The 25,237-nt window shown below is 68.3% G+C and carries 24 protein-coding genes and 1 pseudogene; 18 read left to right on the top strand and 7 right to left on the bottom strand.

Annotated elements, in window-relative coordinates:
- Positions 1–10 precede the first annotated feature (10 nt).
- Both K3G64_RS14365 and K3G64_RS14360 read left to right on the top strand, forming a co-directional pair.
- Complete coding sequence (locus K3G64_RS14365; protein WP_238885208.1) at positions 11–784, top strand: sulfite exporter TauE/SafE family protein; 774 nt, start codon at positions 11–13, stop codon at positions 782–784.
- Positions 785–809: 25 nt separating this feature from the next.
- A complete protein-coding gene (locus K3G64_RS14360; RefSeq protein ID WP_238885207.1) occupies positions 810–2,153 on the top strand; it encodes an MBL fold metallo-hydrolase in 1,344 nt (447 codons plus the stop codon).
- 18 nt (positions 2,154–2,171) lie between these two features.
- On the opposite strand, the gene K3G64_RS14355 is transcribed toward K3G64_RS14360, so the two are convergent.
- Both K3G64_RS14355 and ychF read right to left on the bottom strand, forming a co-directional pair.
- A complete protein-coding gene (locus tag K3G64_RS14355; RefSeq protein WP_238885206.1) occupies positions 2,172–2,681 on the bottom strand; it encodes a hypothetical protein in 510 nt (169 codons plus the stop codon).
- 157 nt (positions 2,682–2,838) lie between these two features.
- Positions 2,839–3,912 carry a redox-regulated ATPase YchF gene (gene ychF / locus K3G64_RS14350; RefSeq protein ID WP_238885205.1) on the bottom strand — a complete coding sequence of 358 codons (1,074 nt, stop codon included), beginning with the start codon at positions 3,910–3,912 and terminating at the stop codon, positions 2,839–2,841.
- Between the two features lie 84 nt (positions 3,913–3,996).
- Here ychF and K3G64_RS14345 point away from each other — a divergent pair, with 84 nt between their 5' ends.
- Complete coding sequence (locus K3G64_RS14345) at positions 3,997–5,061, top strand: DUF6542 domain-containing protein (protein WP_238885204.1); 1,065 nt, start codon at positions 3,997–3,999, stop codon at positions 5,059–5,061.
- A gap of 22 nt (positions 5,062–5,083) precedes the next feature.
- Here the strand turns inward: K3G64_RS14345 and K3G64_RS14340 are convergent, their stop codons facing one another.
- Positions 5,084–6,097, bottom strand: a complete 1,014-nt coding sequence (locus tag K3G64_RS14340; protein ID WP_238885203.1) for a 4-hydroxy-3-methylbut-2-enyl diphosphate reductase — start codon at positions 6,095–6,097, stop codon at positions 5,084–5,086.
- A 74-nt stretch (positions 6,098–6,171) separates the two neighbouring features.
- Here K3G64_RS14340 and K3G64_RS14335 point away from each other — a divergent pair, with 74 nt between their 5' ends.
- The 7 genes from K3G64_RS14335 (at position 6,172) to K3G64_RS14305 (ending at position 11,695) form a co-directional block, all read left to right on the top strand.
- Positions 6,172–6,735, top strand: coding sequence for a lipid droplet-associated protein (locus tag K3G64_RS14335; RefSeq protein WP_238885202.1), 564 nt, complete (start codon positions 6,172–6,174; stop codon positions 6,733–6,735).
- Between the two features lie 35 nt (positions 6,736–6,770).
- Positions 6,771–8,003 (top strand): exodeoxyribonuclease VII large subunit, encoded by a 1,233-nt coding sequence (xseA, locus tag K3G64_RS14330; protein WP_238885201.1) that lies wholly within the window; start codon positions 6,771–6,773, stop codon positions 8,001–8,003.
- Positions 8,000–8,212 carry an exodeoxyribonuclease VII small subunit gene (locus K3G64_RS14325; RefSeq protein WP_238885200.1) on the top strand — a complete coding sequence of 71 codons (213 nt, stop codon included), beginning with the start codon at positions 8,000–8,002 and terminating at the stop codon, positions 8,210–8,212. Before xseA ends, K3G64_RS14325 begins: the two co-directional genes overlap by 4 nt.
- 62 nt (positions 8,213–8,274) lie before the next feature.
- Positions 8,275–9,411 carry a 3-beta-hydroxysteroid dehydrogenase gene (locus K3G64_RS14320; protein ID WP_238885199.1) on the top strand — a complete coding sequence of 379 codons (1,137 nt, stop codon included), beginning with the start codon at positions 8,275–8,277 and terminating at the stop codon, positions 9,409–9,411.
- A 116-nt stretch (positions 9,412–9,527) separates the two neighbouring features.
- On the top strand, positions 9,528–9,710 hold the full coding sequence (locus K3G64_RS14315) for a hypothetical protein (protein WP_441338860.1): 183 nt from the start codon (positions 9,528–9,530) through the stop codon (positions 9,708–9,710).
- Positions 9,698–10,624, top strand: a complete 927-nt coding sequence (arcC, locus tag K3G64_RS14310; protein WP_238885198.1) for a carbamate kinase — start codon at positions 9,698–9,700, stop codon at positions 10,622–10,624. Before K3G64_RS14315 ends, arcC begins: the two co-directional genes overlap by 13 nt.
- A 24-nt stretch (positions 10,625–10,648) precedes the next feature.
- Positions 10,649–11,695 (top strand): NAD(P)-dependent alcohol dehydrogenase, encoded by a 1,047-nt coding sequence (locus tag K3G64_RS14305; RefSeq protein WP_238885197.1) that lies wholly within the window; start codon positions 10,649–10,651, stop codon positions 11,693–11,695.
- Positions 11,696–11,715: 20 nt separating this feature from the next.
- Here the strand turns inward: K3G64_RS14305 and K3G64_RS14300 are convergent, their stop codons facing one another.
- A complete protein-coding gene (locus K3G64_RS14300; protein ID WP_238885195.1) occupies positions 11,716–12,180 on the bottom strand; it encodes an SRPBCC family protein in 465 nt (154 codons plus the stop codon).
- 63 nt (positions 12,181–12,243) lie between these two features.
- Between K3G64_RS14300 and K3G64_RS14295 the strand changes: the two genes are divergently transcribed.
- The 4 genes and pseudogenes from K3G64_RS14295 to K3G64_RS14280 all read left to right on the top strand — a co-directional run bounded on the left by K3G64_RS14295 (position 12,244) and on the right by K3G64_RS14280 (position 16,423).
- Entirely contained in the window at positions 12,244–13,020 is a 777-nt protein-coding gene (locus tag K3G64_RS14295) for an SDR family NAD(P)-dependent oxidoreductase (RefSeq protein ID WP_238885193.1), read from the top strand.
- On the top strand, positions 13,017–13,853 hold the full coding sequence (locus tag K3G64_RS14290; protein ID WP_238885191.1) for an SDR family NAD(P)-dependent oxidoreductase: 837 nt from the start codon (positions 13,017–13,019) through the stop codon (positions 13,851–13,853). The genes K3G64_RS14295 and K3G64_RS14290 overlap by 4 nt, the downstream gene beginning before the upstream one ends.
- A gap of 10 nt (positions 13,854–13,863) precedes the next feature.
- Positions 13,864–15,117 (top strand): AI-2E family transporter, encoded by a 1,254-nt coding sequence (locus K3G64_RS14285; RefSeq protein ID WP_238885189.1) that lies wholly within the window; start codon positions 13,864–13,866, stop codon positions 15,115–15,117.
- 44 nt (positions 15,118–15,161) lie between these two features.
- A pseudogene (locus K3G64_RS14280) lies at positions 15,162–16,423 on the top strand (DUF222 domain-containing protein).
- Positions 16,424–16,527: 104 nt separating this feature from the next.
- Here K3G64_RS14280 and K3G64_RS14275 read toward each other — a convergent pair.
- Positions 16,528–17,385 carry a dienelactone hydrolase family protein gene (locus K3G64_RS14275; RefSeq protein WP_238885187.1) on the bottom strand — a complete coding sequence of 286 codons (858 nt, stop codon included), beginning with the start codon at positions 17,383–17,385 and terminating at the stop codon, positions 16,528–16,530.
- Positions 17,386–17,400: 15 nt separating this feature from the next.
- Positions 17,401–18,048 (bottom strand): DUF4245 domain-containing protein, encoded by a 648-nt coding sequence (locus K3G64_RS14270; RefSeq protein ID WP_238885185.1) that lies wholly within the window; start codon positions 18,046–18,048, stop codon positions 17,401–17,403.
- 54 nt (positions 18,049–18,102) lie between these two features.
- Between K3G64_RS14270 and glpX the strand changes: the two genes are divergently transcribed.
- The 4 genes from glpX (at position 18,103) to K3G64_RS14250 (ending at position 23,796) form a co-directional block, all read left to right on the top strand.
- Positions 18,103–19,131: a class II fructose-bisphosphatase gene (glpX, locus tag K3G64_RS14265; RefSeq protein WP_238885183.1), complete on the top strand. Its 1,029-nt coding sequence runs from the start codon at positions 18,103–18,105 to the stop codon at positions 19,129–19,131.
- A gap of 86 nt (positions 19,132–19,217) precedes the next feature.
- A complete protein-coding gene (locus tag K3G64_RS14260; RefSeq protein WP_238950660.1) occupies positions 19,218–20,585 on the top strand; it encodes a class II fumarate hydratase in 1,368 nt (455 codons plus the stop codon).
- 163 nt (positions 20,586–20,748) lie between these two features.
- Positions 20,749–23,502, top strand: a complete 2,754-nt coding sequence (locus tag K3G64_RS14255; RefSeq protein ID WP_238885181.1) for a helix-turn-helix transcriptional regulator — start codon at positions 20,749–20,751, stop codon at positions 23,500–23,502.
- Between the two features lie 81 nt (positions 23,503–23,583).
- Positions 23,584–23,796 (top strand): hypothetical protein, encoded by a 213-nt coding sequence (locus K3G64_RS14250; RefSeq protein ID WP_238885179.1) that lies wholly within the window; start codon positions 23,584–23,586, stop codon positions 23,794–23,796.
- Between the two features lie 32 nt (positions 23,797–23,828).
- Here the strand turns inward: K3G64_RS14250 and K3G64_RS14245 are convergent, their stop codons facing one another.
- The gene (locus K3G64_RS14245; RefSeq protein ID WP_238885177.1) at positions 23,829–25,151 is read right to left on the bottom strand and encodes a PhoH family protein; all 1,323 of its coding nucleotides are present in this window, start codon (positions 25,149–25,151) and stop codon (positions 23,829–23,831) included.
- Between the last annotated feature and the right edge of the window lie 86 nt (positions 25,152–25,237).

Here is a 25,237-nt window from a genome sequence, read left to right as displayed (position 1 = left end):
CGCAACCACCATGACGATCCTCGTCAGCCTTCTTGCCGGCGCCGCGATCGGTGTCCTGCTTGGCCTGCTGGGCGGCGGCGGCTCCATCCTCGCTGTGCCGGCACTGGTCTACATCATGGGCCTCGACATCAAACAGGCCATCCCCGTTTCACTGGTGGCCATCGCGACCGCGTCCGCGTTCGGCGTGCTGCCGAAGATCCGGGCGGCCCAGGTGCAGTGGCGGCTGGCGGGAATGTTCGCGATCACCGGGATCCCGGCCACGTTCGCCGGGACGGCAGTCGGCAGGCAGCTGTCGCAATCGGTGCTCCTGGTAGGCCTGGCGGTGGTGATGGTCGTCGCCGGGTGGCGAATGCTCCGCGAGGACGGGGACACCGGCACGGCCTGCGCGGCGGGCGACTCCGGCATCAATTGGCGCCGGTGTGCGCCCCGCTCCATTGCGGTGGGCATCCTCGTCGGCCTCCTGACGGGCCTGTTCGGCGTCGGCGGCGGGTTCCTCATCATTCCCGCCCTCGTGCTCACGCTCGGCGTCGAGATGCCGGTCGCCGTCGGCACCTCGTTGCTGGTCATCGTCGCCAACTCCGCATCCGGGTTCCTGGCCCATCTCAGCGATGCCCGCATCGACTGGACCGTCACCGGTGCGTTCGTGGGAGCTGCGATCGTCACCTCGCTGGTCGCCGGCCATCTGGGCACCCGGGTCGAGACGACCCGTCTGCGCAGGTGGTTCGCCTACCTGGTCTTCGCCGTCGCCGCTTACGTTCTCGTCGACACGGCCTTCCTCCATTGACCGACCTCACTCGAAGGGAGAAATCATGAAAGTGTCCATCATCGAGACCTCCGGCCTCGGCGACCGCAGCTACGTCGCCAGCGAGGGCGACGTCGCGGTGGTCATCGACCCGCAGCGCGACATCGACAGGGTCCTCGAACTCGCCGACGAACTAGGGGTGCGGATCACGCACGTCCTCGAGACGCACCTGCACAACGACTACGTGACGGGCGGACTCGAACTCGCCCGCGTCACCGGGGCCGAGTACGTGGTCCCCGCCGGAGACGACGTCGACTATTCACGGCGTGGGGTCGCCGAAGGCGACGTCGTCGACGCCGGACCGATCCGGCTGCACGCGGTGCACACGCCCGGCCACACCCACCACCACATCAGCTACGTTCTCCGCGACCGCGACGACCACACGCTCGGAGTGTTCACCGGCGGATCGATGCTGCACGGCACGACCGGGCGCACCGACCTGCTCGGCGAGGAACACACCGAAGAGCTCACGCACGCGCAGTTCCATTCGGTTCACCGCCTCGCCGACGAACTACCCGACGACACGCAGGTCTACCCCACCCACGGGTTCGGCAGCTTCTGCTCGGCCACCCCGAGCAGCGGCGACTCCTCGACCATCGCCGATCAACGCCGCAGCAATCCGGCGCTGACCCAGGACGAGCAGGCCTACGTCGACGAACTCATCGCCGGGCTCTCGGCGTTTCCGGCTTACTACGCCCACATGGGTGTCATCAACAAGCAGGGGCCGCCGCCGGTCGACCTCTCCGCGCCCGAACCGGTCGACCCCGACGAACTGCGTCGCCGCATCGAGGCCGGCGAGTGGGTCGTCGACCTGCGCAACCGCACCGCCTTCGCCGCCGGTCACCTCGACGGCACACTGGCCTTCGAGCTGTCGGACTCGTTCGTGAACTACCTCGGCTGGCTGTACCGCTGGGGCGCCCCGCTGACGCTGATCGGTGATGACAAGGCGCAGATCCTCGACGCCCGACGCGAACTAGTCCGCATCGGGGTCGACAACGTGACCGGGTCCGCCGTCGGCGACGTGTCAGACCTGAGTGACGGTGTGCCGCTGCGCTCCTACCGGGTCGCCGATTTCAAGGCGCTGGCCGGTGTCCTGGAAGACGACGGTCTCGTGGTGCTCGACGTCCGCCAAGAGGGTGAGTACGACGACAGCCACATCCCGCGAGCGGTCAACATCCCGTTGCACGAACTCGCCGACCGCATGGAAGAGGTGCCGCCGGGACAGGTATGGGTGCACTGCGGATCGGGCTACCGGGCGTCGATCGCCGCGTCGATGCTCGACCGCGAGCACCGCGACGTCGTTCTGCTCGACGACTCCTTCGCCACCGCAAAGGAATTGAAGCTTGCATAGTGCGCGCACGGAGGCGCGCTAGGAAGCAGCCACCGGGGTCAGCACAGGGGGGGTCCACCGGCCGTCGAGAAATTCGGGGCGGGGGCGGTAGAGCCGGATGAGGTAGTTCCAACCGCTCGGAGTCACAATGGCGTTCGGTGGTGTCTCACCCTCGGTGGCGCCCATGAAACGGACGGTGACCGAGCCGTCGTCGTCGGGTTGACCCGTCACGCACGCGTCGACCGGAACCTCGGTGAACACCAGCTCATAGTCGCCCGGCGGTACATTCGGATCGACCTCGTCGCGCGTTCCGAAGGTGTGGTCGAACATGTCGAGCCCGCGGGCGAGTTCGAGCAACGCGCCGCGGGTGGCGTCGAGGCTCTCGACGTCGTAGTCCGGCATGACGAACGTCTCTTGGGGGCCGGCGGTGATCGAAAGCGAATCCTGAAGCCCGGACACAGCTTCCACATCGCCGGGGTCATCCGGGTTCACCAGGATGCGCACCGCCACGAACACATACCGGGAACCGTGGTCATCGCTCGTGAGCACATGCTCGCCGTGTTCGTGGAGGACGCTGTTGACGTAGTGGTCTTCGTTGCGGTGGCGCTGCTGAGCAGTCGACTAGCGTGCCGTCCAGCCGTTGACTCTGAGGTGGCGGCGCAATAGTGCGAGAGCACATCGCCATAGCCGCAGTGTCAACGAGCGATCAGACGTTGAACCGGAACTCCACCACGTCTCCGTCGGCCATGACGTAGTCCTTGCCCTCCATGCGCACCTTGCCCGCGGCCTTCGCAGCGGCCATCGAGCCGGCGGCGACGAGGTCGTCGAACGAGACGATCTCGGCCTTGATGAAGCCCTTCTCGAAGTCGGTGTGGATGACGCCGGCCGCTTTGGGCGCCGTATCGCCGCGGTGAATGGTCCAGGCGCGAGCCTCCTTCGGGCCCGCGGTGAGGAACGTCTGCAGCTTGAGCGTGTGAAAACCCGCGCTGGCCAACGCATCCAGGCCGCGCTCGGTTTGACCGATCGACTCCAGCAGCTCGGCCGCGGACTCGTCGTCGAGCTCCTGCAGTTCGGCTTCGATCTTCGCGTCGAGGAACACCGCATCCGCGGGCGCCACCAGTTCCCGCAACTCCGTCTTGCGCGCCTCGTCGGTGAGCACCGCCTCGTCGGCGTTGAAGACGTACAGGAACGGTTTGACCGTCAGGAGGTTCAGTTCGCGCAGCGGCGCGGTGTCGACGCCCGCGGCGAACAGCGTGGTGCCGCCGTTGAGGATCTCCTGTGCCGCGGCCGCGGCGTCGTGGGCCGGCCTGCGGTCCTTGTGCGTGCGCGCCTCCTTCTCCAGCCGCGGCAAGGCCTTCTCCAGGGTCTGCAGGTCGGCCAGGATCAATTCGGTCTCGATCACCTCGATGTCGGACTTCGGATCGATCCGGCCGTCGACGTGCGCGACGTCGTCGTCGCTGAACACGCGTACCACCTGGCAAATCGCGTCACTCTCGCGGATGTTGGCAAGGAACTTGTTGCCGAGGCCGGCACCCTCGGAGGCGCCCTTGACGATTCCGGCGATGTCGACGAAGGTGACCGGCGCATGCACGATCTTCTCCGATCCGAACAGCCTGGCGAGCTCGGCCAGTCGCGGGTCGGGCAGCGGCACCACCCCCTCGTTGGGCTCGATCGTCGCGAACGGGTAGTTCGCCGCCAACACGTCGTTGCGCGTCAGCGCATTGAAGAGCGTCGATTTCCCGACGTTCGGCAGTCCGACGATCCCAAGGTTCAAGCTCACAGGGTCCGTAGTCTAGGAGACTGTGACAGGCACGCCAGCACCGCGCTGACGGTCCTTTGCAGCGGGAGCCGGTACGGTCTACCTGTGTCAGCACAGCGCGCACGGTCGGCGGTGGCCGCCGACCACCGATCCGCGCATCCCGACTTCCCGGGTGTCCCGTGGTGGGGTGCTGTGCTCATCACCATCACCGCAACGGCTATCGGCTTCGCGTTCGACGCGGGGTCCGGCAGCAAAGAACTCAGCACGGTGTTCGGCGCCTGCTACGCCATCGGCTGCATCGGCGCGGTGCTGGCCGTGCGCCAGGCGGCGTTGTTCACCGCCGTCATCCAGCCGCCGCTGATCCTGTTCGTCAGCGTGCCCGGCGCCTACTTCCTGTTCACCAGTAGCCAGATCGACGGCCTCAAGGATGTGCTGATCAACTGTGGCTATCCGCTGATCGAGCGTTTCCCGCTGATGTTCTTCACCTCGGCCTTCGTGCTCGTGATCGGAATGCTGCGCTGGTACCGCGGGGCGTCCGCGCACCGCGGTGCGCCCCGGTCGACCGATGAAGACGAGCCCAGGACGAGCGTGGCGACGGCGTTGACCGCCAAGATGTCGGCGCTGTTCGGTCGCGAGACCGGTGAGGAGGACGACGAGGTCGTCGAGCCGCCGCGGCGTCGGCGGGCCGCCGGCGACCGCCCCACCCGGGCCGCCGGTTCGACATCGAGTCGCCGCGAACGTCCGGCGCGCCGCAGCGCCCCGTCGCGGTCACGCCATGTTCGTCCGCCGGAGCCCGAGATCGTCGAGCCCGTCGTCGAGCGCCCGCGCCGGCCCCGCAGTAGCAGGCAGGAGCCGCCGCCGTCGGCCGAACCGCGACAACGGCGCGAGACCCGCGAACCGCGCCGCAGGCACCGCCCGCCGCGGCAGTCGGGCCAGCCACCATCGGAGCGACGCGCCGGCTACGACCGCCCCGAGCGTCGGCGCCGCTTCGGCGACTACGACATCCCGCCGCGAGAACCCCACGCCCGCAACGGCAACGGGGCCGGCACCCATCACCCGATCTCGCGGGTGCGTTACCGCGGCGAGGACCGCGACGACCGCGCGGAGTACCGCACCCGGCGCCGCACCCCGCGCCAACGCAACGCAGACAGCTGGGAGTACGACATCTAGCGCAGCGCGGCGACGCCCCGCACTACGTACGAGCGGGTCGGATCTCCCGCGGTAACGCGAAGACCAGCGTCTCGTTGGCCGTTGTCACCGGCTGCACGGTGTCGTAGCCGTACTCGGCGAGCCGCTCGAGAACCCCGCGCACCAGCACTTCCGGTACCGACGCTCCGGAGGTGACGCCGATGGTCGTGACACCGTCCAGCCAGGCCGGGTCGATGTCGTCGGCGTAGTCGACCAGATAGGCGGCGTCGGAGCCTGCACCCAGCGCCACCTCGACCAGCCGAACCGAGTTCGACGAGTTCCGTGACCCGACGACGATGACGAGTTCACACTCCGGCGCCATCGCCTTGACCGCGACCTGGCGGTTCTGGGTGGCGTAGCAGATGTCGTCGCTGGGCGGGTCCTGCAGCGTCGGGAACCGCTCGCGCAACCGGCGCACGGTCTCCATCGTCTCGTCGACGCTCAGCGTGGTCTGCGACAGCCAGATGACCTTGTTCTCGTCGCGCACCGTCACGCCGTCGACCGCGTCCGGACCGTCGACGAGCTGCACATGCTCGGGAGCTTCGCCCGCGGTGCCGACGACCTCCTCGTGGCCCTCGTGCCCGATCAACAGGATGTCGTAGTCGTCGCGGGCGAACCGCTTGGCCTCGTTGTGCACCTTGGTCACCAGCGGGCAGGTGGCGTCGATGACCTGCAGCTCGCGTTCCCTGGCGTTGGCATGCACAGTCGGCGCCACCCCGTGCGCGGAGAACACCACGATCGCGCCCTCGGGCACCTGGTCGGTCTCGTCGACGAAGATGGCGCCCGCCTTGGCCAGCGTCTCGACGACGTGGCGGTTGTGCACGATCTCGTGGCGGACGTAGACGGGGGCGCCGTGCTTGTCCAGCGCGCGCTCCACGGTCTCGACGGCGCGATCCACCCCGGCGCAGTACCCGCGGGGCTCGGCCAGCAGTACCCGTTTGCCGACGGCGGTGTTCGGGCTGCCACCAGCGACCGAGCTGGAGGCACCCGGGATCCCCATGTTGATAGTCGGCGGCATGACTCCCAGGGTACGCACAATGCCGTTCCCCGGCCCTGCCGGACCAGCGGAGAGCCCGCCCGTAGGCTGGGGGCATGGCTACCGCACCATATGGGATCCGTCTGCTGGTCGGCGCGGCGGTGACCGCCATCGAGGAGACCCGCAAGCTGCCGCAGACCATCCTGATGTACCCGATGACCGTCGTCAGCCAGGTCGCGCATCTGGTGATGAAGATGCAACAGGACGTCGCCGACCTGGTGATCAAGGGCGACGAGACGCTGGAAGCGATGTTCCCGCCCAAGGATGAACAGCCGGAGTGGGCGACCTTCGACGAGGACACCGACGAGGGCGCCTCCGTGACGTCCATCGTCGACGGCGAACGCCTCACCGAAGGCCGGTTCGCCCTGTTCAGCGACGGAGAGCCGGAGACGCCGACCGAGCCTCGCGGGGGCGAGTCGGCGGCACCGACGGGCGAGACGCCCGAGATCGTCACCGAACTGGACTACGAGTCGCTGACCCTGGCTCAACTGCGGGCACGGCTGAACACTTTGCGGGTCGACGACCTGGAGGCGCTGCTGGCCTACGAGGAGGCCAACAAGAAGCGTGCGCCGTTCCAGACGCTGCTCGCCAACAGAATCACCCGCGCGTCGGCGAAGTGACCGCTTCGGCGTGACCACCCCCGCGGCCCGCGACGATGACTGATGCCGAGCCGGGCAAGTCCCCGGACAACCCGTGGCCCGTGCGGGCCGTCGCCACCCGCGTCGCCAAGTACATCGACCGGCTCGGCACGGTGTGGGTCGAGGGTCAGCTGACCGAGCTCAAGCTGCGGCAGTCGACCGCGTGGATGGTGCTGCGCGATCCCGCCGCCGACATGTCGCTGTCGGTGAGTTGTCCGCGTGACCTCGTCGCCAACGCGCCCGTGCCGTTGACCGAGGGCACCCAGGTGCTCATGCACGGGAAGCCGCAGTTCTACACCCGCAACGGCTCGTTCAGCCTGCGGATCTACGAGATCCGGGCGGTCGGGCTCGGCGAGCTGCTGGCCCGCATCGAGCGGTTGCGCCGCCTGCTCGACGCCGAGGGGCTCTTCGATCCGCGGCTCAAACGGCCGCTGCCCTTCCTGCCCGGCTGCATCGGCCTGATCACCGGTCGCGCCAGCCACGCCGAACACGATGTGGTGACGGTGGCCCGTGATCGTTGGCCCGCAGTGCATTTCGCGGTCCGCAACACGGCGGTGCAGGGAGTCAACACCGTCGCGCAGGTGGTGGCGGCGTTGCGCGAACTGGACGCCGATCCCGAGGTCGACGTCATCGTGATCGCCCGTGGCGGCGGCAGTGTCGAGGATCTGTTGCCGTTCTCCGACGAGACGCTGTGCCGGGAGATCGCCAGGTGCGCCACTCCGGTGGTCAGCGCGATCGGCCACGAGCCCGACAACCCATTGTGCGACCTGGTCGCCGACCTGCGCGCCGCCACTCCCACGGACGCGGCCAAGCGGATAGTGCCCGACGCCGCGGCCGAGCAGGCGTTCGTCACCGACCTCTGCCGGCGCGGCGGGCGCGCGCTGCGCAACTGGGTGCACCGCGAGGAAAGCACCATCGACCAGCTGCGCAGCAGGCCGGTGCTGGCGCAGCCGCTGGCCGCGATCACCGCGAGGTCCGAGGAGATTGGACGGGCCCTGCTCGCAGCACGGCGCGACGTCACCCGGTTGGTGGCCGCAGAGACCGACCGTATCGGGCACTTGTCGGCGCGGCTGTCCACACTGGGGCCCGCGGCGACGCTCGCGCGAGGCTATGCGGTGGTGCAGACGATGCCGACCGGCGGGGTGCTCCGGACGACCGCCGACGCCCCGGCGGGGGCACGGCTACGGGTGCGGGTGGCCGACGGTGCCTTCACAGCCGTCAGCGAGGGACCGGAAGAGGCAGGACCATGAAGCCCATTAGTCAACTCGGCTACGAGGAAGCGCGCGACGAACTGATCGCGGTCGTTCAACAGCTCGAACAGGGTGGGCTCGACCTGGATGCGTCGCTGAAGTTGTGGGAAAGGGGCGAGGAACTCGCTAAACGATGCGAGGAGCACTTAGCCGGCGCCCGCAAACGAGTCGAGGATGCGCTGGCCGCCAAGGATCCCGGCGACAATTGACGAGGCAACAATTTCTTCGCTGAGGGTCGAAACTGTAACACGTTTCAGTTATGCTGCCCGGCATGGGTGACTCAACGCTGCCTCCTGCTTCTGATGCTCCTCGTGTCCGCGCTGAACTAGGCCATGTGCTTGTCACGGGGGGCTCCGGCTTCGTCGGCGCGAACCTGGTGACCGAACTGCTCGAACGCGGCCATCAGGTCCGCTCGTTCGACCGGGCGCCCTCGCCGCTGCCCGCGCATCCGCGGCTCGAAGTGCTCGAAGGCGATATCTGCGACCCCGAGACCGTCGCGGCGGCCGTCGCGGGCATCGACACCATCTTCCACACCGCGGCGATCATCGACCTCACCGGCGGAGGCGCGGTGAGCAAGCAGAGTCGCGAGCGCAGTTTCGCGGTCAACGTCGCGGGCACCGAGTGTCTGGTGCGCGCGGCGCAGGCGGCCGGGGTGAAGCGCTTCGTCTACACGGCGTCCAACAGCGTCGTCATGGGCGGCAAGCGCATCGAGAACGGTGACGAGACGCTGCCCTACACCGATCGGTTCAACGACCTCTACACCGAGACCAAGGTGGCGGCGGAGAAGTTCGTGTTGGGGCAGAACGGGGTGAGCGGACTGCTGACCTGTTCGATCCGGCCCAGTGGCATCTGGGGTCGCGGGGACAAGACGATGTTCCGCAAGGTATTCGAGAGCGTGCTCGCCGGTCACGTCAAGGTGCTGGTCGGCAGCAAGAACGTCAAGCTGGACAACTCCTACGTGCACAACCTGGTTCACGGGTTCATCTTGGCCGCCGAGCATCTGGTCCCCGGTGGGACCGCACCCGGGCAGGCCTACTTCATCAACGACGGCGAACCGATCAACATGTTCGAGTTCTCCCGGCCGGTGGTGGAGGCGTGCGGGCAGAAGTACCCGAAGATCCGGGTTCCGGGCCGGCTCGTGTGGTTCGTCATGACCGTCTGGCAGTTCCTGCACTTCCGCCTCGGCCTGCCCAAGCCGATGATCGAACCGCTTGGCGTGGAACGGCTTTACCTGGACAACTACTTCTCCATCGCCAAAGCCGAACGCGACCTGGGCTACCGGCCGCTGTTCACCACCGAACAGGCGATGGCCCACTGCCTGCCCTACTACGTCGACCTCTACCGGCAGATGGAGAGCGCGTCCAAGGAACCGGTGGTCAGCATCACGGCGACGACTAAAGAGGGTTGACCTCCACCGGCGACGGACGGTAGCGGTTCGCCGTCGAGCCATCACCCGTGCGGGACAACAGCCCGTGGATCTTCCGTGGCGTCAGACGAGAACCGAAAAAAAGGAGGCGCCTCGAGATGCCCTTCAATATCCGTAACCGCAACCTGCTGTCGCTGGTGCACCACAGCGAACGCGACCTGATCTACCTGATCGATCTGGCACGAGACCTCAAACGCGCCAAGTACTCCGGTGATGTTCGGCGCAGTCTCGAGGGCAAGAACATCGCATTGATCTTCGCAGTGGCGCCGTGCGTATCGTGATCGCGCTGGGCGGCAACGCGTTGCTGCAGCGCGGCCAGCCGATGACCGCCGACAACCAGCGGGCCAACATCCGCTCCGCGGCTGAGTGCATCGCAGCCGTCGCCCCCGGCAACGAGATCGTCATCGCACACGGCAACGGTCCCCAGGTCGGCCTGCTGGCCTTGCAGGCCGCCGCCTATCACGACGTCGACCCGTATCCGCTCGATGTGCTCGGCGCGCAGACCGAGGCGATGATCGGCTACGTCATCGAGCAGGAGCTGGGCAACCTAGTGCCCGTCGAGCAATCGCTGGCCACACTGCTGACGATGATCGAGGTTGACCGGGACGACCCGGCGTTCGCCCACCCGACCAAACCGATCGGCCCGGTATACGACCGGGAGACCGCTGACAAGATGGCCGGTGACAGCGGCTGGGCGATCGCGCCGGACGGCGACAAGTTCCGGCGGGTGGTGCCGAGCCCGAAGCCGAAGCGAATCTTCGAGATTCGCCCGATCCGTAGCCTGCTGGAACAGGGCACGATCGTGATCTGCGCAGGCGGTGGCGGCATTCCGGTGGTGTACGACGAGAACCGCGTGCTGCACGGTGTGGAGGCGGTCATCGACAAGGACCTCGCGTCGGCCCTGCTGGCCGAGCAACTCGGCGCCGACCTGCTGGTCATCGCCACCGACGTCGACGGTGTCTACTCCGGTTGGGGCACACCGCAGCAGGCCCGATTGGGCCTGGTGACCCCCGAGGAACTGACCGGACTGGAGCTTCCGAAGGGGTCGATGGGTCCCAAGGTCGAGGCGGCGTCAGGATTCGCGCGCGCCACCGGCAACGAGGCCGTGATCGGGGCGCTGACCGACATCGCCGACATCATCAAGGGCACGGCGGGCACCAGGGTGCGCACCAGGCCGGTCATCGCGCGCCCATAGCGCTCCGGCGGGCAGACTGGCGTCATGAAAGCGCTGCGCCTGACGAACTGGAAATCCGATCCCGAACTGGTCGAGGTGCCGAAGCCGACGCCCGGACCCGGGCAGGTGGTGGTGAAGGTCGCCGGCGCCGGTGCCTGTCACTCCGACCTGCACCTGATGTACGACTTCGACGCCGGCATGCTGCCGTGGCAGCCACCGTTCACCCTCGGCCACGAGAACGCCGGCTGGGTCGAGGACGTCGGCGCCGGGGTGAGTGCCGTCAAGGAGGGCGACGCGGTCGCGGTGTACGGCCCGTGGGGATGCGGCACTTGCGACCGCTGTCGGCGCGGCGTGGAGAACTACTGCGAGAACCCGCTGGCCGCACCGGTCATCAGCGGCGGCGGCGGCCTGGGCCTCGACGGCGGCATGGCCGAATACCTGCTGGTGCCGTTCGAGCGCCTGCTGGTGCCGCTGCCCCCCGGACTGGACCCTGTGACGGCAGCGCCACTCACGGACGCCGGCCTGACGCCGTATCACGCGATTCGGCGGTCGTGGCCGAAGCTGACGCCGACGTCGACCGTGGTGGTCATCGGCATCGGCGGCCTCGGCCACATGGCGCTGCAGCTCGTCGCGGCGACGACGGCGGCCAGGGTGATCGCCGTCGACAGCAGCACTGAAGCTCTCGACCTCGCCACGGAAATGGGCGCCGATCACACGGTCATGTCGGATGACAACGCCATCAACACCATTCGCGAACTCACCGGTGGCAGGGGTGCCGACGTGCTGCTCGACTGCGTCGGCGCCGAGGCGACGATCGAACTGGCCCGCGGCGCGGCGAGAAGTCTCGGCGACGTCACCATCATCGGCATCGCCGGGGGCAGCGTGCCGCTGACGTTCTTCTCGCAGCCTTACGAGGTCAGCATCCAGACGACGTACTGGGGGTCGCGGCCTGAGCTCGTCGAGCTGCTCGCCCTCGCGGCCAGGGACATGGTGCACGTCGAATCGACGACCTATTCTCTCGACGACGCGCCGCGCGCCTACCGCGATCTGCAATCCGGCAGGGTGCGCGGTCGCGCCGTAGTGGTGCCCTGAAGCGGATCTCGCCTGCGCGATCAGCCCGCTTCGGCGGCCCTCTTGATCGCCGCGAGGGTGACCGGGATGCCGTCGCGCGCGGCGTCGCGGCGCTTGTCGATCTCGCCCTGGGCCGCCTCGCCGAACCGCTCGCGGAACCCGTCGATGCCCTTGGGCAGGAACCTCCATGTCTCCGTCAGACGGGTGCCGTCGTTCTCCGGCTCGAAGGTGTAGCCCCAGTACACCCAGCCGTCGTTGACCTCCCACGCGAACTCACGCCCGGGCGTCGCGGCCACCACCTGCGAGCGCGTCTCCCACGTCCGCTCCTGGGTCTCGTTGCGGCCGGTGAACCACGCACCGATGCGCGGCCCGTCGCCGTCGTCCCACCAGCAGGCCCGGCAGACCGGACTCCACTCCCCCATCCGCGTCACGTCGGACACCATCGCGTAAACCTCGTCGGGCGGCGCGGCCACATGGACCGACTCGGACATCGTCAATTCACTCACCGGTCGAGTGTGCCAAAGCGCTAAGTTGTAACGCGTTCTACTTCCCGTCGAAAGGGCAGCCGGATGAGCAACGGGCGGCCGGGCAGACAAGCGGTGGTGATCGGCGCGGCGTCCGGCATCGGCTGGGCGACGGCCAAGGCGCTCGCCGCCGACGACTGCACCGTCACGCTGGCCGACCGCAACGCCGACGGCGCGAAGCAACGCGCCGCCGAACTCGGCGATCCGCACACCGCGGCCGAGGTCGACGTGACCGACGAAGCCTCGGTGCAGCGCCTGTTCGGTGCGACCGGCCCGCTCGACATCGTGGTCAACTGCGCGGGTTTCGGCAGTCTCGGGCTGATCACCGATTTGGCGGTCGAGGAGTTCCGCTCGGTGGTCGACGTCTGCCTCAACGGTGCGTTCATCGTCGCCAAACACGCGGGACAAACGCTGCGCGAAGGCGGGTCGCTGGTCTCGATCAGCTCGCTCAACGGCCGACAGCCGGCGGTGGGGATGAGCGCCTACTGCGCGGCGAAGGCGGGCCTGTCGATGCTGACCCAGGTCGCCGCTCTCGAGATGGGCCCGCGCGGGATCCGCGTCAACGCGGTTTCGCCCGGCTTCGTCGAGACGCCTCTGACCGAAGGCTCGTCGCTGATCCCCGGGCTCGTCGAGGATTACGTCGACAACACCGCGCTCGGTCGTGCGGGACAACCCGGAGAGATCGCCGACGCCGTGGTGTTCCTGTGCTCACCGAGGGCCGGCTGGTTGACCGGTGAAGTGCTCGACCTCAACGGCGGTGCGCACCTCAAGAAGTATCCCGACGTGCTCGGCCACGTGATGAAACTCGCGGAGAAGTCGTGAATTTCGGCGGTAAGCAGGCCATCGTCACCGGCGGCGGATCGGGCATCGGCGCCGCGTTGTGCCGGGCGCTGGCCGCCGCGGGCGCCGACGTGGTGTGCACCGACATCGACGGTGACGCGGCCGAACGTACCGCCGGCGCCCTCGGCGGGAATGTCCGAGCGCAGCGCCTCGACGTCACGGATGCGGCCGCCGTGCAGTCCGTCGTCGACGACGTCGTGGCGCGCACCGGCAGGCTCGACCTGATGTTCAACAACGCCGGAATCGTCTGGGGCGGCGACACGGAACTGCTGACCCTGGACCAGTGGAGCGCGATCATCGACGTCAACATCCGCGGCGTGGTGCACGGCGTGGCGGCCACCTATCCGCTGATGGTGCGACAGGGCCACGGCCACATCGTCAACACCGCGTCCATGGCCGGGCTGACGGCAGCCGGACAGGTCACCAGCTACGTGATGACCAAACACGCAGTCGTCGGGTTGTCACTGGCGCTGCGCTCTGAGGCCGCGGCCCGCGGCGTCGGGGTGCTCGTCGTATGCCCGGCCGCCGTGGAGACCCCAATCCTGGACAAGGGAGCGGTCGGCGGGTTCGTGGGGCGGGACTACTTCCTGCCCGCGCAGGGCGGCAAGCCCTACGACGCCGACCGACTCGCCGACGACATCCTGCGCGCGGTCGAGAAGAACAAGCCGATTCTGGTCAAACCGCGTATCGCCCACGCCCAGTGGCTGTTCGCGCGCCTGGCGCCGAGGCTGATGAACAGGGTGTCGATGCGGTTCGTCGCCGACCAGCGGGCGAAACAAACCCAAGCAAGGGCGGACAGCGCGGACACGCTGTAGACATAGCTGCGTGGACACCGAATTCACGCTCACGCAGCGGCGCGCGCTTGCCGTCGCCACGGTCGCCGCGATCGCGTTCGGCGCATACTTCCTGCGCGGCTACTTCATCCTCGTGGTGGTCGCCGCGGTGGTGGCCTACCTGTTCTCGCCGCTGTACCGCCGGCTCAACAAGCGATTGGGCAGCGGGCTGTCGGCCACCATCACGCTGCTGACCGCGATCGCCGCCGTCATCGTGCCGTTGAGCCTGTTCGTGTTCCTCGCCGTCGTGCAGATCACCACGATGGTGGAGCGGGTGGCCGACTGGGTGGCCCGCACCGACCTGTCGGCCCTCGGCGACCGCGCGCTGCAATTCGTCAACGAATTACTGGCCCGGGTGCCCTACGTCGATACCACCGTCACCCCGCAGTCGCTGCAGGGTTCGATGACCCGGGTGGCTCAGGAAGCGGGCCAATGGCTGCTCGGCCTGCTGCAGGGCGCGGCTGGCGGGGCGTTCGGCGCGTTGACGGCGATGATCCTATTCATCTATGTGTTCCTGTCGCTGCTGATCAACCGCGACCGCGTCCTGCTGCTCATCCGGCGCCTCAACCCGCTCGGCGAGGAGGTCACCGACCTCTACATGGCCAAGATGGGTGCGATGGTCAAGGGCACCGTGATGGGCCAGTTCGTGATCGCGGTGTGCCAGGGTGTCGCGGGCGCGGCGTCGATCTACATCGCCGGATTCCACCAGGGCTTCTTCCTGTTCGCCGTGCTGCTGTCCGCGCTGTCGGTCATCCCGCTCGGCAGCGGCATCGTCACCATTCCGTTCGGCATCGGAATGATCCTGTTCGGCAACATCTTCGGCGGCGTCTTCGTCATCGCCTTTCACATCATCGTGGTCACCAACATCGACAACTTCCTGCGGCCCATCCTGGTGCCCCGGGAAGCCCGCCTGGATGCGGCGCTGATGCTGCTCGCGGTGTTCGCCGGCATCAGCATGTTCGGGGCTTGGGGCATCGTTATCGGTCCGGTGCTGATGATCGTCATCGTCACCACGATCAGCGTCTACCTGTCGGTCTACAAAGGTGTGCCGATGCAGCGGCCAGAGGTCGACGACGAGAAACCCAAGAAGCGGAATCCGTTCTGGTGGTTAGGCCGTCGCGTCAAGGAGGTGCGCGACGAGCGCGACGAGAAAGCCAGGGAGGAGGACGCCTCTCAAGACCAACCGGAGCCGACCGTCGGGAAGAACAATGAGACTGCGTCCGCCGCCACCTCGGAGGCCGACTGAGTCGGCTGGCGAAAGCTGTCAGACCCCGCTGTCATGATGGGGTCATGTCCTCGACCGCCGCCTCCGATGCTCCGGTGTTGCCGAAGGAGCGGTTGGCGGTGTTGTTCGAGGAGGTGGCGCAGTTGTGTGGGCAGCGCAACGCCATCGATGGGCGCCTGGTGCAGATCGTGGCCGAGATCGACCGCGACCGGTTGTGGGGTATGACCGGGGTGCGCTCGCTGGCGGGGTTGGTGGCCTGGAAGACCGGCTGCACCGAGGCCAACGCCAAAACCATGGCCGCGATCGCGGCCCGCTGTGAGGAGTTCCCCCGCTGCACCCAAGCCCTTGCCGAGGGCCGGTTGTCACTGGATCAGGTCGGGGTCATCGCCCAGAAAGCCGGTGCGGGCTCTGATGCCCACTACGTCGAGTTGGCCGGCGTGGCCACCGTCAGCCAGCTGCGCAAAGCGATCAGTTTGGAACCGCGCCCCGAGCCTGAACCCGCACCGCGGCGCGGACCCGAACGCTCCATCACCAAAACCAGCGATGCCCACGGGGCGTGTTACCGGATCCGGTTGTCGCACCCGGATGCGGCCACGTTCGACGCCGCCCTGCAGTCGCACCACGAGGCGCTCATCGGTGAGTGGAAACGCGACCACAGCGACGATGAGCACAGTGCTGGCGGCGGTCAGGTGCCGCCGTTTCCCACCGTCGGGGACGGGTTCATGCGGCTGGTGGAGGCCGGCTGGGACGCCGAAGCCGCCCGACGCCCCCACCACGCGCACACCACGGTGATCGTGCATCTCGATGTCGACAAACGCGCCGCGGCGCTGCATCTGGGTCCGCTGCTCACCGACGCCGAACGCCGATACCTGACCTGTGATGCCACCTACCAAACCTGGTTCGACAAAGACGGGCAGACCCTGGGCTGTGGGCGCACCACCCGTCAGATCAGCCGCCGGCTGCGCCGCGCGCTGGAGTTCCGCCATCGCACCTGCGCGGTGCCCGGCTGCGGGGCCACCCGCGGACTGCACGCCCACCACATCATCCACTGGGAAGACGGCGGAGCAACCGAACTCGACAACCTGGTGCTGGTCTGTCCCTACCACCACCGCATGCACCACCGCGGCCTGATCACCATCCTCGGACCCGCACCAGCGATCACCGTGCTCGACGACGACGGCGAGCCCCTGCACCCCGGATCCCTGGCACGCCCACCCACACAACCCCCACCGATGGTGCCCCATACCCCGGACCCCTCGGCGAACGCGCCCAATGGTGGTGGTACGACCCCTACCAACCCCAACCACCACCAACGAACAACAACTAGGTTGAGCCACAAGTTTTTTCAGCGGCAACGACGCGGCAATAGCCGCAACTGCACAGCGCCGATTGATATCCGCAGCGACTCGGCAAGCGCCGGGGCGCCCGCGGCTAGGTCAGCCGCTCCGTGAGGAAGGCCACCACCCGCTTGAGTGCGTCGTCGGTCGGATGGCCCTGCTGCTGACGCAGTTCCAGTGTCAGAACCGAGTGGGCCGTCCTGCTGAACCCGTGCTCGTTGCCCTTCTTGGAATCGATCTCGATGACCTCGAACGCGTCGCCGAGGCGGTCCTTGAGCGTCTTGAACCGCTGCGCCGGCACCAGCGGGTCCTCGGTGAACCGCAGCCCCAGCGCGCACAACCCGTCGTTGGCGGCGCGGCGTTCCACGATCTTGAGCTCGGCGTCGGACAGCCCCGGATCGCGGCGCTGTCGGGGAGTCAGCGGCAACGGCAGCGACGGCTGGCTCAGCACCGGCGCGAGCACACTGTCCTCGACCGCGGCCGCCAGCGCGAAACCGCCGGTGAAGCACTGACCGATCACCCCGACGCCCTTACCCGGCGTGTGCTCGTTCAGGTCACGGGCCAGTGCACGGAGATAGTGCGCTACCGGCCGGTCGGCGTTGGTGGCGAAGGCCGCGAACTCCCTTGCCACGCAACCGCGAAGCATCACCGGCACCGCCCCCGGCCGCATCGCAGGCGCACCGGGGGTGCCGAACAGCGACGGGATCGCGACGGTGAACCCGTTGTCCACAAGGTGGTTGCCGAGGGCCAGCACACCGGGGTGGGCGCCGGGCATCTCGGGAATGAGGATGACGCCGGGGCCCTCACCCCTGCGGTAGACGTCGTGGGTGTATCCGACCGCGGTGAACGGCGCGACGGTCCACCCCGTCAGATCGGCTTCCCGAGCCGCCCCGGCGGCTGCATGGGGGTCCGGAGCCGCCTCGGCGGCGACATCAGGATCGGGCGCTGTCATGGCACCTCTCGTCCGTTACTCGACGGGCAGGGGCGAGGCGGTCTGCGTCGCCGTCGCCAGCGTACGGTACTCAGCGGTACCCGCGGCGCCTCTCAACGCAACCTGGGCGGGGCCGGTCGGCCCGGTCAACCGCGTCGTCCAAACCGGTTCGGCCGGTTCGCCGTCGGCGTCGCTGCCCTCGTAGACCACCCACGTGACGCCGTCGACGTCCTGCACGCCGGTCGGCACCAGGTCCGGGTCCAGCGAGCCCACCAGCTTGTCCTCGTCGGCGTTGCTCTGCGTCAAGCTCAGGTACATCCCGCTCGGGGCGAGATAGCCGACCGTCGAGCTCACCGCGCGCTGGGCCTGACCCGACACCGGATCGGTCCGGCCGCCCTCGATGCCCTTGCGGCTGCCCGAGTTCGACTGCCACCCGTCGGGCAGCTGCGGCACGCGGATCGGAATCTCGAGCGCCTCGGCGTCGGCCTGCAACGCCGCCGGCGCGTCGTAGTCGGGCACCGGGCCCGCGCCAGGTCCCGCGGCCTGGAACGAGCACATGCCCAACAGTCCGGCGAGCACTACACAGGCGACCACCAGCGGTGCCATCGACCAGAACATGTCGCGGCCGTCCTGCAGCAACCGCGACTTGGCAGGCTTCGGAGCGGGCTGGGGCTGCGTCGTCACATCCCCAGTATCCCAGCTCCCACCGGCGACCCTGGTAGTGGGACAATCTGCTGCATGACGCCGAGCCGCGGGGAAGCTCCCGATCGAAATCTCGCCCTTGAACTGGTCAGAGTCACCGAGGCCGGTGCCATGGCGGCGGGGCGCTGGGTAGGGCGTGGCGATAAGGAGCGCGGTGACGGGGCCGCCGTCGATGCCATGCGCGAGCTGGTGAACTCCGTCTCGATGCGCGGCGTCGTGGTGATCGGCGAGGGCGAGAAGGACAACGCGCCGATGCTCTACAACGGTGAGGAGGTCGGCAACGGCGACGGACCGGAGTGCGACTTCGCCGTTGACCCCATCGACGGCACGACGTTGATGAGCAAGGGTTTGTCGAACGCGATCTCGGTGCTGGCCGTGTCCGAGCGCAACACCATGTACGACCCCTCGGCGGTGTTCTACATGAACAAGATCGCCGTCGGCCCGGACGCGGTCGACGCGATCGACATCGCCGCCCCGATCGGCGAGAACATCCGCCAGGTCGCCAAAGCGAAGAGCGTCTCGGTGGCCGATCTGACCGTGTGCGTGCTGGACCGGCCGCGGCACGAGCAGCTGATCGCCGACGTGCGCGATGCCGGGGCCCGGTGCCGGCTTATCTCCGACGGCGATGTGGCCGGCGCCATCTCGGCGTGCCGGCCCAACACCAGCACCGACCTGCTCGTCGGCATCGGTGGTACGCCCGAGGGCATCATCGCCGCGGCCGCGATCCGCTGCATGGGCGGCGCGATCCAGGGGCAGTTGGCGCCCAAGGACGACGAGGAGCGCCAGAAGGCCATCGACAAGGGACTCGACCTCGATCAGGTGCTGTTCACCGAAGACCTGGTGTCGGGCGACAACGTGTTCTTCTGCGCCACCGGCGTCACCGACGGCGACCTGCTCAAGGGCGTCCACTTCTACGGTGGCGGCTGCACCACCCAGTCGATCGTGATGCGCAGCAAGTCCGGCACCGTGCGGATGATCGAGGCCTACCACCGGCTCTCCAAGCTCAACGAGTATTCCGCGATCGACTTCACCGGCGACAGCAGCGCCGTCTATCCACTGCCGTAAGTCACCGAAACAACGAAGGGCGAAAATTGAGCGTCGACTCGTCTCAAGACCGGGAAGCTGCCGAGTACCGCATCGAGCACGACACCATGGGCGAGGTCCAAGTGCCGGTAAATGCGCTGTGGCGTGCGCAGACACAGCGCGCGGTGGAGAACTTCCCGATCTCCGGTCGAGGCCTCGAGCGCACGCAGATCCGGGCGCTGGGTCTGCTCAAGGGCGCCTGCGCGCAGGTGAACAAGGACCTGGGCCTGCTCGAGCCCGCCAAGGCCGACGCGATCATCGCGGCGGCGAGCGAGATCGCCGACGGCCGGCACGACGACCAGTTCCCGATCGACGTGTTCCAGACCGGCTCGGGCACCAGTTCGAACATGAACACCAACGAGGTGATCGCCGGCATCGCGGCGCGCAACGGTGTGACGGTGCACCCCAACGACGACGTCAACATGTCCCAGTCGTCCAACGACACCTTCCCCACCGCGACGCACATCGCTGCCACGGAAGCCGCGGTGCGGCAACTACTTCCGGCGCTGGAGGTGCTGCACGAGTCACTCGACACCAAGGCGCGGCAGTGGCGCACCGTGGTCAAGTCGGGTCGCACCCACCTGATGGACGCCGTCCCGGTGACGCTGGGCCAGGAGTTCGGCGGATACGCCCGTCAGATCGAGGCCGGCATAGAGCGGGTGAAGGCGACGCTGCCGCGACTCGGTGAACTGGCCATCGGCGGCACCGCGGTGGGCACCGGCCTCAACGCGCCCGACGACTTCGACGAGCGGGTGGTCGCCGTGTTGACCGAGCACACCGGCGTAGCCGAACTTCGCGTCGCGGCAAACCATTTCGAGGCGCAGGCCGCGCGCGACGGGCTGGTCGAGGCGTCGGGCGCCCTGCGCACCATCGCCGTGTCGCTGACCAAGATCGCCAACGACATCCGGTGGATGGGCTCGGGTCCGCTGACCGGGCTCGGCGAGCTGCAACTGCCGGACCTGCAGCCGGGCAGCTCGATCATGCCCGGCAAGGTCAATCCCGTCATCCCCGAGGCCGTCACGCAGGTCGCCGCTCAGGTGATCGGCAACGACGCGGCCATCGTGTTCGGCGGCGCCTCGGGGGCATTCGAGCTCAACGTCTACATCCCGATGATGGCCCGCAACATCCTCGAGTCGTTGAAGATCCTTGCCAACGCGTCGAAGCTGTTCGCCGAGCGGTGCATCGACGGCCTGGTCGCCAACGAGGACCGGCTGCGGGAACTGGCCGAGTCCTCGCCGTCGATCGTGACGCCGCTGAACTCGGCGATCGGCTACGAGGAGGCTGCCGCGGTCGCCAAACAGGCGCTCAAGGAGAAGAAGACCATTCGCCAGACGGTCATCGACCGGGGACTCATCGGCGACAAGCTGTCCGAGGAGGAACTCGACAAGCGCCTGGACGTGCTGGCGATGGCGAAGGTTCGCGACGACCACCGCTAGGTCGCACCGGAGCGCGGCGCAACAGGTCGAACGGACGACTACTTTCGATAGCTAACGGGTATAGAGCCGTTTGCCGTCGTGCATCGGCGGTGCGAAACCAGTCAAACAACGGTGTTTGCTGACAAGAGCTTAGATGCTGTTTCTGATGGCGGGGGAAGTCGTCATGCAAGATGCGACTCATCAGCGCGCGGTTCGGGGCTTTCTGGATTCGGCCAGCGTCGGGCCGTCGGCATTGCTGATCGAGGGGGAGCCGGGGATCGGCAAGACCACGCTGTGGTTAGCTGCGGTGGACCGGGCGCAGGACCGCGGGTTCCGGGTGCTGTCCACGCGGGCCGCGGCCGCCGAGTCCGTACTGGCGTACACGGCGCTGGCCGACCTTCTGGACGAGGTCGACGCCCGGGCCTGGGCCGACCTGCCGGACCCCCAGCTTCTCGCGGTCGACCGGGTGTTGCTGCGCGCCGACACGGACATCGTCACCGACCAGCGTGCCGTCGCGGCGGCGTTCCTCGCGGTGATCGAGCGCATCTCCGAAGAGGGTCCCGTGCTGTTGGCGATCGACGACCTGCAGTGGCTGGACCCGTCGAGCCTGCACGTGCTGGCCTTCGCCGCGCGCCGGCTCAGCGGTCCGACGGGTGTGCTGGCCAGTGTGCGAACCGAACCCGGCGACAGCGCCACCTCGGCCTGGCTGCAGATGCCGCGCCCGGAGGCGGTGAACCGGATCCGGTTGAGCCCGTTGAACATCACCGACCTGCACGCGGCGGTTTCCGCGCAGCTGCGGCGGCCGATCTCCCGTCCCGCCATCGGCCGCATCCACCAGGTGTCCGGCGGAAATCCCTTCTACGCCATCGAGTTGGCGCGCGCCATCGACGAACGCGGGTCCGGCATCGAGACCTCGTTGCCGCGCACGCTGACAGACGTGGTGCGCACCCGGATCGGCAGCCTGGACACCGACGTGCACGATGCGCTGCTGGCCGCCTCCTGCCTGCCCACCCCGACGGTCGACATGGTGTGCACCGCCACCCGCAACGACGACGACCGCCTGGTCGAGCTGCTCGAGACCGCGGAGAGCAAGGGCATCATCGCGATCGACGGCAACCGCATCCGGTTCGCCCATCCCCTGCTGGCGCGCGGCGTCTACACCCAGGCCGCCCCCGGACGCCGCCGGTCGATGCACCGGCGGCTCGCCGAGATCGTCGATGAACCCGAACTGCGGGCCCGCCACCTCGCGTTGGCCGCCACCAGCGGCGATCAGGTCACGCTGCAGGCGCTCGACGCGGCCGCGGACTCGGCTCGGATGCGGGGCGCGCCCGCGGCCGCCGCGGAGCTGATGGACCTGGCGATCGGACTCGGCGGCGACAGTCCCGAACGCCGGCTCCGATCGGCCCTGCACCACTTCGACGCCGGCGATGCCGACCGTGCCGCCTCGATTCTGGAGGACACCATAGAGGCGTTGCCGTCGGGTGATCTGCGAGCGGAGGCGTTGAGCCGCCTGGCGGTGGTCCGGCTCTACGGGGAAGGTTTCTACGAGACCACCCGACTTCTGCGCGCGGCACTGGACGAAGTGCGGGACAATGGCGCGTTGCGGGTGCAGATCCTGATCACGCTGGCGTATTCGCTGCACCACGCCAACGAGGTGGCCGAGGCGGTGACGACTGCCGAGCAGGCGGTGGCCATCGCCGAGACGCTCGCCAACCCACACCTGCTGAGCATGGCGCTGGGCATGCTGGTCACCATGCGGTTCGCGGCCGGCCAGGGGTATGACGCGCAACTGCTGGGCCGGGCACTCGAGCTCGAGGACCCGGAAGCGTTCACGCCCTTGGTCTTTCGCCCCAGCGTGCAACGCGCGGTGCTGCTGGATTGGACAGGAGAGCTCGAGCGGGCCCGCGAGGCGTTGGAGAAGATCTGCGCCCGCTGTGTGGAGAAGGGCGAGGAGGGCGAGCACCTCTTCATCTGCCAGCACATTTTGATCAACGCCATCTGGCGTGGCGACCTGGTCCGCGCCAGGCTCGTCGCCGAGGACGCATGGGAGGAGGCGCGACAACTGGGCGGGCACACCCCGCGGTTCCTCGCACACAGCCTGCGCGCCCAGCTGAGCGCATACGCCGGCCAGGAGGCCGCGGCCCGTCAAGCCATCGACGCCGCACTCGAAGAAGGCAGTCGCACCGGCACCTCCCGGCTGGCCGAGCGGGTGCTCGCCGCGTTGGCGTTCCTCGAGGTGTCGCTGGGCAACCATGAGGCAGCGGTTGCCGCGGCACAGCCGATGCTGGCCGACTTCGACCCGACATCGACGCCGACCGAGCTGCCCAACGCCTCCTACCTACCCGATGCGGTGGAGGCGCTGATCGAGTTGGACCGGTTCGCCGAGGCCGAGCCGCTGATCGCCGCGCTCGAGCGCAACGGCCGCGGGCTGAACCGCCCGTGGATGACGGCGGTCGGCGGCCGGTGCCGCGCCATGCTGCTCGCGGCCCGCGGCGACTACGACGGCGCGCACGCCGCGGCGCGACAGGCGATGGCCGCGCACGCGAGCCTGCCGATGCCGTTCGAACGGGCCAGGACCCAACTGCTGCTTGGTCAGCTCGAGCGGCGGCTGCGCAACAAGGACTCGGCCTCGATGCACCTGCAGGAGGCGCTCGAAACGTTCGAGCGGCTCACCATTCCGCTGTGGGCCGAGCGGGCCCGCACCGAACTGGCCCGTTCGAACGTCAGCGCACGGCGTACCGATGCGCTCACACCGTCCGAGCAGCAGGTCGCCGAGCTCGCCGCGTCGGGCATGAAGAACCGTGACGTCGCCTCGGCGCTGTTCATCAGCCCGAAGACGGTCGAGGCCAACCTGGCCCGGATCTACCGCAAGCTAGGCATCAAGTCACGCGCCGAGCTGGGCCGTCACATCGGGCGGCCAGAGGAGTCGTACGGATAGGGAAAATCCCTATTCCCCCAAGCCGGCTCGGGGCTTACCGTCGAATCGCCCCAAGTCTCCGAGCCATCGACAGGAGGACCGGTGCGCACCGACCTTGCTCCCGTGCCCCTCACCGACCCGAGCGCCGCTCTGGTCACGACGGCGACAAGCCACCCCGCCATCCGGACCGGATTCGCGGTCCTGGGTCTGGTGTCGCTGCTCGATCTACCCAGGAGTGATCGCGCGGACCGGGTGGTCGCGCTGAGCGGAGCCGCGGCCGCCGGGTGGTACTTGATGCGCGGTCACAGCAACTAGCGACGATCCGGCGTTCCGCGGCGGAGCCGCGATCAAGGCAGAGCGCCGGGGCTGATCTCCTCGAGCATCTCGGTGACCAGCGCCGCAATGGGCGAGCGCTCACTGCGCAGCAGCGTGATGTGCGCGAACAGCGGGTGCCCCTTCAGCTTTTCGATCACCGCCGCCACCCCGTCGTGGCGTCCGACACGCAGGTTGTCGCGCTGGGCGACGTCATGGGTGAGGACCACGCGCGATCCGCTGCCGAGCCGCGACAGCACCGTCAGCAGCACGTTGCGCTCCAGCGACTGCGCTTCGTCCACGATGACGAACGAGTCGTGCAGCGACCGCCCACGTATGTGGGTCAGCGGCAGCACCTCGAGCATGCCCCGGGCGAGCACCTCTTCGAGGACCGCCGGGCTGGCGAGCCCTTCGAGGGTGTCGAAGACGGCCTGCGCCCACGGCCCCATCTTCTCGCTCTCGCTGCCGGGCAGGTAGCCGAGGTCCTGGCCGCCGACGGCGTACAGCGGCCGAAACACCACCACCTTGCGCTGGGTGCGACGTTCCAGCACCGCTTCCAGTCCGGCACACAGCGCCAGCGCCGACTTGCCGGTGCCCGCCTTGCCGCCGAGCGAGACGATGCCGACCGATTCGTCGAGCAGCAGGTCCAGTGCCACCCGCTGTTCGGCGGAGCGGCCGCGCAGACCGAAGACCTCGCGGTCACCGCGGACCAGTTGGACCCGTTTCTCGGCGTTGACCCGGCCGAGCGCCGAGCTGCCGCCCAGCAGCCGGACTCCGGTGTGGCACGGCAGGTTTCGTGCGGCTTCCAGGTCGATCTCGCCCTCGGCGAAGAGCATGTCGATGTCGTCGGCGGCGACCTCGACCTCCGTCATGCCGGTCCAGCCGGAGGTCACGACGTCCTGGGCGTGGTACTCGTCGGCGGTCAGCCCGACGGCACCGGCCTTCACCCGCAGCGGGATGTCCTTGCTGACCAACGTGACATGCTTGCCCTCGGCGGCGAGATTGGCCGCCACGGTCAGGATGCGAGCGTCATTGCTCTCGTTGCGGAACCCGGCGGGCAACACGGTGGGGTCGCTGTGGTTGAGTTCGACGTGCAGCGTGCCGCCTTGGGTGCCAACGGGAATCGGCTGATCGAGCCGTCCGTGTTCCAGCCGAAGATCGTCGAACATCCGCAGGGCCTGGCGTGCGAACCAGCCGAGCTCATGATGATGCCGCTTGGCTTCCAGTTCGCTGATGACCACCAGCGGGACCACGACTTCGTGCTCGGCGAACCGCGTGGCCGCCCAGGGATCGGACAGCAGCACGGAGGTGTCGAGTACATAGGTGCGAACCGCGGTCCGGACGGCCGAATCACTCACGTGACGCTCCTCGTGCCCGCGCGGCCCCGCACGAACTCTCGGCGGACACTGCGGCACTGGGACCGGGGCCGGTCCTCTCGTGATCG

This window comes from Mycobacterium sp. IDR2000157661 (assembly GCF_022317005.1).
Taxonomy (GTDB): Bacteria; Actinomycetota; Actinomycetes; order Mycobacteriales; family Mycobacteriaceae; genus Mycobacterium.
This window is presented reverse-complemented; position numbering and strand designations above follow the sequence as displayed.